The 6,103-nt window shown below is 48.6% G+C and carries 7 protein-coding genes; 3 read left to right on the top strand and 4 right to left on the bottom strand.

Annotated elements, in window-relative coordinates; all coding sequences use genetic code 11:
• Positions 1–136 precede the first annotated feature (136 nt).
• The 3 genes from PsAD37_RS17530 to PsAD37_RS17520 all read right to left on the bottom strand — a co-directional run bounded on the left by PsAD37_RS17530 (position 137) and on the right by PsAD37_RS17520 (position 3,019).
• The gene (locus tag PsAD37_RS17530) at positions 137–1,192 is read right to left on the bottom strand and encodes a hypothetical protein (protein ID WP_063297254.1); all 1,056 of its coding nucleotides are present in this window, start codon (positions 1,190–1,192) and stop codon (positions 137–139) included.
• 199 nt (positions 1,193–1,391) lie between these two features.
• Positions 1,392–2,048 carry an oxygen-insensitive NAD(P)H nitroreductase gene (nfsB, locus tag PsAD37_RS17525; protein ID WP_063297255.1) on the bottom strand — a complete coding sequence of 219 codons (657 nt, stop codon included), beginning with the start codon at positions 2,046–2,048 and terminating at the stop codon, positions 1,392–1,394.
• A gap of 194 nt (positions 2,049–2,242) precedes the next feature.
• Positions 2,243–3,019: a glycoside hydrolase family 16 protein gene (locus PsAD37_RS17520; RefSeq protein WP_063297253.1), complete on the bottom strand. Its 777-nt coding sequence runs from the start codon at positions 3,017–3,019 to the stop codon at positions 2,243–2,245.
• Positions 3,020–3,234: 215 nt separating this feature from the next.
• Between PsAD37_RS17520 and PsAD37_RS17515 the strand changes: the two genes are divergently transcribed.
• Positions 3,235–4,050, top strand: a complete 816-nt coding sequence (locus PsAD37_RS17515) for a (Fe-S)-binding protein (protein ID WP_063297252.1) — start codon at positions 3,235–3,237, stop codon at positions 4,048–4,050.
• A gap of 279 nt (positions 4,051–4,329) precedes the next feature.
• Positions 4,330–5,400 (top strand): class II fructose-bisphosphate aldolase, encoded by a 1,071-nt coding sequence (gene fbaA / locus PsAD37_RS17510; protein ID WP_063287135.1) that lies wholly within the window; start codon positions 4,330–4,332, stop codon positions 5,398–5,400.
• Positions 5,401–5,563: 163 nt separating this feature from the next.
• Here the strand turns inward: fbaA and PsAD37_RS17505 are convergent, their stop codons facing one another.
• Complete coding sequence (locus tag PsAD37_RS17505; RefSeq protein WP_063297251.1) at positions 5,564–5,845, bottom strand: hypothetical protein; 282 nt, start codon at positions 5,843–5,845, stop codon at positions 5,564–5,566.
• A 77-nt stretch (positions 5,846–5,922) separates the two neighbouring features.
• Between PsAD37_RS17505 and PsAD37_RS27710 the strand changes: the two genes are divergently transcribed.
• Complete coding sequence (locus tag PsAD37_RS27710) at positions 5,923–6,057, top strand: transposase (protein WP_084407925.1); 135 nt, start codon at positions 5,923–5,925, stop codon at positions 6,055–6,057.
• The last annotated feature ends 46 nt before the right edge of the window (positions 6,058–6,103 follow it).

Here is a 6,103-nt window from a genome sequence, read left to right as displayed (position 1 = left end):
ACTGACCGACCGGACACTTCGACCATCCCGTAAAACAAGACGGCGGATCTTGGCTGCACTTTCCATCAATATCACCCGTTCATGCCCCGCGCTAAATGCACGGATCCTAACAAACAGGTGGGTCAATCTTAAACGCTCATAACCCACCTAACCGGGTCAATTTTGCATGCCGATTCACAGTATTGGGAACTTCCACTACCTCAAGAAAACGCCAACTTTCCATATTTGAAAGCTGTTTAAAGCGAAACTGGCTCTCCGAAATTTGATGATTATGAGCGTTAATTATAAACTTCTTCTCTTCATTTGAGTATTTCTTGAAGTAGTAGCCAGTGGCAATCGGTTGCCAACTTAGGAAAGGCGGTCCTCCAACGGGAAACAACTGTACTTCAATGTGGTCTACTGAGAGCTGCTCACTCAGCGCCTTGAGTACAATCCCAACAGTCTTACCTCTTTCTTCGCGACTTGCATAACCTAAGGCGATTTCTGATAGATACACATCTATGGAATAGTATTCTTTATTCTCTCGTTGGAAGTAGCTCACACCAGACAGCTCAGCTGGGGTCGCTTCCAGATCAACCACATCTTGCTGAGTGTTTAGTGTTTCCATTTCTTTGCGTGTCTTCACGGGACATGAAACGAGCAACTGTTCGAAACTAGCCTTGAGCTCCGCACTATCGAACTTTAGCTCCCAATTACTATGAGTTTTTTGAACATCGCGCGGTAACTTCCCCTTGGAAACATTCTTAATCAGCGGCATTCGTTTAGGCACACGCTTCATTACGAACTCACCATTCGCGTCAAGAGTATTTAAATAATAGTCGAGGTTAGGGTTTTTTAAGGTGTCGAATGATGAGGCTATCCAAGCCATTGAGCCCTCAAGTCTCGTGGGCCACAAAATAGCAGCTGAGTGCGGGTTCCATCCCCAATTAACCCATATATCCAAGCTATCTACTTCAAATTCTGCAAGCCACCCGCCATGTTTTGGCGCAATAAGACCGAACTTGTACTCACGCGTCATTCCGCCTTTGCACCCTAAGAACAGCCGTGGATCACCCTTGGCAAAATTCTTCGGCTTTATTTCAACTTGTGCGTCAAGTTTTCCTGAGAAATGCGGATGGTTGAGACCAAGCTTAGCTTCAAGTTGTGTGACAAAGGTAAAAAAGAATACGGCAAGCAGAAGTAACTTCTTCATTTAATACAGCTCTCTCAGTAACAACCAACCATAGGTTCAAGCGTTTTGTAGACTGGTTATGTAAGCAGCTCTATTAAACACACGATCACCAAATACAACCATTGATTGATGTCATTTAAGCTCACGTTCTTGCTGTTGACTCCCACAAGACGTGAAAAAGGGCGCTTCAAGCGCCCTCTCACACATTTCGGAATAAACGTTAAGCCAGTTCTGTGAAGATTTCGCCTTCCGGGAGGCGGGATTTTGGGAGGGCGGCGTTGAAGTCGCTTTCGTGACGGTGGCCGAGGGCAATCAGAGCAACTGCGCGGTAGCCTTTTTTCTGAAGGCCAAACTCTTCGTTAAGCGCGTCAACGTCTACGCCTTCAATCGGCACAGCATCGATGCCCAGCGCGCCTGCGCCCAGCAGGATGGTTCCCATGTTGAGGTAGACCTGTTTTTCCATCCAATGGTCAGCGTCTTTGAGCTGGTCGCGATGAATACCCACAAAGGTGGCACGGCCTGCTTTGACTGTCTCTTTTACAGCCGGGTCAGCGAAGCGTTTGTCTTGTTCTTCGGCTTCCAGCAGGCGGTCCAGATATTCATCAGAGATGTCCGTTCTTACGCAAAAGACGACGACGTGGGAGGAGTTGAGCACCTTGCCGTTATTGAAGGAGAACATGCCCTGCGTTCCCTTTGAAACGCGCTCACGTCCTTCTGGGGTGTCTGCAATGATAAAGTGCCAAGGTTGTGAGTTCACACTTGATGGGCTGAAGCGAAGCAGGGATTTAATATGATCAAACTGCTCTGCGGAAATCTGCTTTGATGGATCAAATTCCTTTGTGGAATAGCGGCTCAGCGCGACGTCTTTCAGGTTCATGCTCATTTTCCAGTTTCTTATTTTAAGTGATGTTCTGACCGGAAGATAACCATTAGTTTTTTCTTAGCAAGTACGCACAGAAAATGCACATAGGCACAAAATGTATACTTTAAGCTCCGTACCCGACATCTGATAAAGTAGTTCCACTTAGCCGAGGCGCTATCTACCTCCTATCAAGATCAAAAGCGTGGATATTATTCTGATTGCGCAAAGCATCGAATGAAGTCTACTTCCATCCAGGCATCTTGTTCTGGTGTCTTTGGGCCACTGTGAGGGAACTCATAAAAGTTCAACATGAGCTGCATCGGATAATTTGGAGATTGAGAGGTTGTTGTAACCAGTTCGCCATCAGCGAAGAAATCAATCTGACTTGGAGACCAGTCCATCGAATAGACGTGCCAGTCAGTAACATCCAAGGGTAAAATGCTGTCGTCAAATTCGTCTTTGAGGAGAGGATCGTTAATACGTTTTATTCCACGCCCGACTTGAGCTTCATTTGCAGTCGCACTCCTGCCAAAAATCTCAAAAACCGTAATTTCTCCAGAATGATCGGGCTGATCTTCAAAACCGATCAGCCAAAGCGCTGCTAAATTCCATGGTTTTAATTTTGCACGAACACGTATGTCCAGCCTACAATATTGCGGTAAGAACAACTGCATTTCAGGAACCTCAGACTTTACAGTTAGCCCATCACGGAACCTGTGTTGCCCATGAGGGCTATTGAGGGGGCCTGCGAAATGCCCAGTCTGGATTCCCGATACCTTGTTTTTTCCATCAAATTCTGGCGACCAGCATTGCTGATTTTCAGAGATGAACAAACGAAGCTTTTTGTCCCTTATCTCATAACTCGCCGCAGACAATTCCAAGGAACTCCAGTGAGGGAGGTAGTTGGGCAACCATTTATTTATATCGAGAGCAGGACCATCAAAATTATCTTCAAAGATAAGCTTAGAGTTTGACTGGAGGATCATTCAGATGCCTTCACATAATGAATAATTGAAATTTCTGATGCTAAATTGTGGTCTTTGAACTTACCCGGCGTGCCATACTTCTGATAGCAAATTTATGGTGGTTTCCCCAAACCTAAGCAATCTTTTTATGCATTGAAGTCCCCTTCGAATTGTGGCAGGCAGGTTGTAGCGATTTCATTTATGCAATGCTCAGAAACTGCAGGACTTCTCCTCTTATGACCCGACCAAGACGCCCCAAATATAAGAAAGATGCTCGGGTCGGTTTGTTTGTTTCCTGCACTACCAATCTCTTTCGCCCTTCCCTGATAAAAGCTGCAGTTGATCTGCTGGGCGTCGCTGGTTATGAGGTTGAAGCACCGAGCATTCAGAGTTGTTGCGGGCTTGTGTCGCTGCGCTCCAATGAGCTGGAGGATGCGCGGGATATGGCGAAGGAGGTGATTTCGCAGTTTGGCCACTACGACTATGTGGCTGTGCTTTCGCCGTTTTGTGCCAAGGTATTTGAGCGGGCCTATGCGCCTCTCCTCTCGGAGCAGTCTGAGGAACTGGCGAAGATCACGACCAAGTTTACGCGCAAATGCTTTGAGGTGTCTGATTTGCTGCTGGCTGCACCTGAGTTTGGGCAGAGCTTGCAGGGTTTTGCAGGTAAGGTTGCGTTTCTGGATGTGCCAGATGCCCCAAATCTGTTTGGCAGTCAGGTGGCTTCCCGCACTTTGCTGGGTCAGATGGAGCAAGTCAGCGTTGTTGACCTGCCGCAGATTTGCGCTTCTCAAGTGAAAGGCGCTCCAGAGGGGACGATCTCTCCCGAACTGGGGGCCGGTGATCTGAGTGGTTTGCTGCACGCTGTGCGCTCATGCGGGGCTGGCACGCTCGTCTCGACAGATCTGGCGCTTCTGATGGAGCTTTCTACCCATCTGCGCCGCTATGGGTCTGCCATTGAGCTCAGACCTGTTCTAGAGGTTCTGGCAGGCGATATCCAGTCTATGCCGATTGGCTTGAGTGCCCGTGTGATGGCTGGTCAGTCCATCCTCTGATTCCCCTAGGTCGATGCCGAAACTTGCGCAGGGATTGTGGTTCCTGGTGCTGCTTGTGAAAAACACAAATTCTACATGACGGGAATTACTGCTTAAGGCCAGTGGTTTGCCTCTTAAATCCATTAAATTCCTCAGAATGCCCTTACAAATGTTGTAGTTCTGCGTATTGCTGAGTAGTGTGCGCGGCAACTGGCCAAGGCCATGGTCCGGCTTTGTTGCCAGTTCACAGTGTGAGGCACTTTGTCTCCCCTATCTGCTGTTACACAGGAGCCTATAAAAATGGGAAAGCTCAAGCCGGGCGTCATCTTTGGTGAAGACTATAAAACCCTGATTGAAGCATGCCGCGAAGGTAAGTTCGCCTTGCCTGCGGTCAACGTTGTTGGAACGGACTCCATCAACGCAGTTCTTGAAGCAGCAGCTGCAAACAATACAGATATTATCGTTCAGCTCTCCAACGGTGGTGCGCAGTTCTATGCCGGTAAAGGCATCAAGGACAGCTTCCAGGCAAAAGTGCTTGGGGCAGTTGCTGCAGCTCAGCATGTGCACCTTCTGGCAGAACATTACGGTGTTGGCGTTGTGTTGCACACCGACCATGCAGACAAGAGCCTGATCCCTTGGCTGGAAGAGCTCATCAAACACGGTGAGGCGTTCTACAAGGCAAATGGCAAGCCACTGTTCTCCTCTCACATGCTGGATCTTTCTGCAGAAGACATCGAGTTTAACCTATCTGAGAGCGAACGCCTGCTGAAGATGATGGCTCCGCTGGAAATGAGCCTTGAGATTGAGCTGGGCGTGACTGGTGGCGAAGAAGACGGTATCGGTTCTGATGATGACATTGGTGCAGACAATCCGAAGCTCTACACCCAGCCTGAAGATGTCCTGCAGGCTTATGACCGTCTGAACCCGCTTGGCCATTTCTCCGTTGCTGCGTCCTTCGGAAACGTGCACGGTGTTTACAAGCCAGGCAACGTGAAGCTGCGCCCTGAAATTCTGCGTGAAAGCCAGAAGCTGGTCAGCGAAACTCACAGCCTTGGTGCAAACCCGCTGGCACTTGTGTTCCACGGTGGATCCGGTTCTGAGAAATCCAAGATCACAGAGAGCCTGAACTACGGCGTGTTCAAAATGAACATCGACACCGACACACAGTTCGCCTTCTCTGAAAAGGTTGGTGCGTATGTGGAAGCAAACGCAAATGCTTTCAAATACCAGATCGACCCGGAAACTGGTGCTCCAACGAAGAAGGCTTACGACCCACGCAAATGGCTGCGTGAAGGTGAACTGGGCATTGTTGAGCGCCTGAAAGAAGCTTGCGAAGACCTGAATTGCGTTGGCAAGAGCCTCTGCCAGTAAGCTGACTAGATTTTATAAGATTGAAGAGCCCGGTGCAGACGCGTCGGGCTTTTTGCTTACCTGTATATCTCTGTCAAATGAACCTTGGAGGCTGAGATCTCTCCAAAATCGTGTTTACCCGGCTCGAGACGGCTGAGCCTTCACCGGGAAATCAACGATCAGATTAAGCCATCGTGCTCTCGCCATCTAAAAACAGGATCGGTACGCCGAGGTTTTTGGCTACCTTTTCGGCGTGTTCCATGAAGATCTGGTATTTTTCTTCCTTAGTCAGGTCCTTTTTACCTTCAAACTCCTGAAACGCGATGGTGTCGGGTGAGGGTTCAGCATCTATGAGAAAGATGCCTTTGATCTTGATGGGCTCAGTTGCATCTACGCCTTGTTTATGTTGAACGCCTTCCTTCGATGAGACAATCACCTCGTTGTGTGCGTAGTAGGTGTTGTCCATCAGGTCATCGACGGGCTGCTTGGACTGGCTCAGGAAAACTGGAGAGCCTTCTGATACGATAAATTGAGGAGGACTTCATGGGTCGAAAACATTATACGGAAGAGTTTAAACGGGAAGTGGTACGGCTGGTAGAAGTGAGTGGTCGGCCCATTCCTGAAATCGCTGCTGATCTGGGCGTGGGACCAGCTACCTTGAACTGCTGGATCAAGTAATTTCGGGATCAGGATTTGCTGTCAGGACCACATGAGGATGCCAGTA

Origin of the sequence: Pseudovibrio sp. Ad37, from assembly GCF_001623075.1 — a bacterium.
Taxonomy (GTDB): Bacteria; Pseudomonadota; Alphaproteobacteria; order Rhizobiales; family Stappiaceae; genus Pseudovibrio.
Note: the sequence above shows the minus strand (reverse complement) of the source record. Positions and strands in the feature narration are given on the sequence as shown.

What these genes read in the sequence shown, in the direction of transcription:
- PsAD37_RS17520 (WP_063297253.1), bottom strand. Translation starts at nt 3,019, where the DNA reads ATGATCCTCCAGTCAAACTCTAAGCTTATCTTTGAAGATAATTTTGAT.
- nfsB (WP_063297255.1), bottom strand. Translation starts at nt 2,048, where the DNA reads ATGAACCTGAAAGACGTCGCGCTGAGCCGCTATTCCACAAAGGAATTT.
- fbaA (WP_063287135.1), top strand. Translation starts at nt 4,330, where the DNA reads ATGGGAAAGCTCAAGCCGGGCGTCATCTTTGGTGAAGACTATAAAACC.
- PsAD37_RS17530 (WP_063297254.1), bottom strand. Translation starts at nt 1,192, where the DNA reads ATGAAGAAGTTACTTCTGCTTGCCGTATTCTTTTTTACCTTTGTCACA.
- PsAD37_RS17505 (WP_063297251.1), bottom strand. Translation starts at nt 5,845, where the DNA reads ATGGACAACACCTACTACGCACACAACGAGGTGATTGTCTCATCGAAG.
- PsAD37_RS27710 (WP_084407925.1), top strand. Translation starts at nt 5,923, where the DNA reads ATGGGTCGAAAACATTATACGGAAGAGTTTAAACGGGAAGTGGTACGG.
- PsAD37_RS17515 (WP_063297252.1), top strand. Translation starts at nt 3,235, where the DNA reads ATGACCCGACCAAGACGCCCCAAATATAAGAAAGATGCTCGGGTCGGT.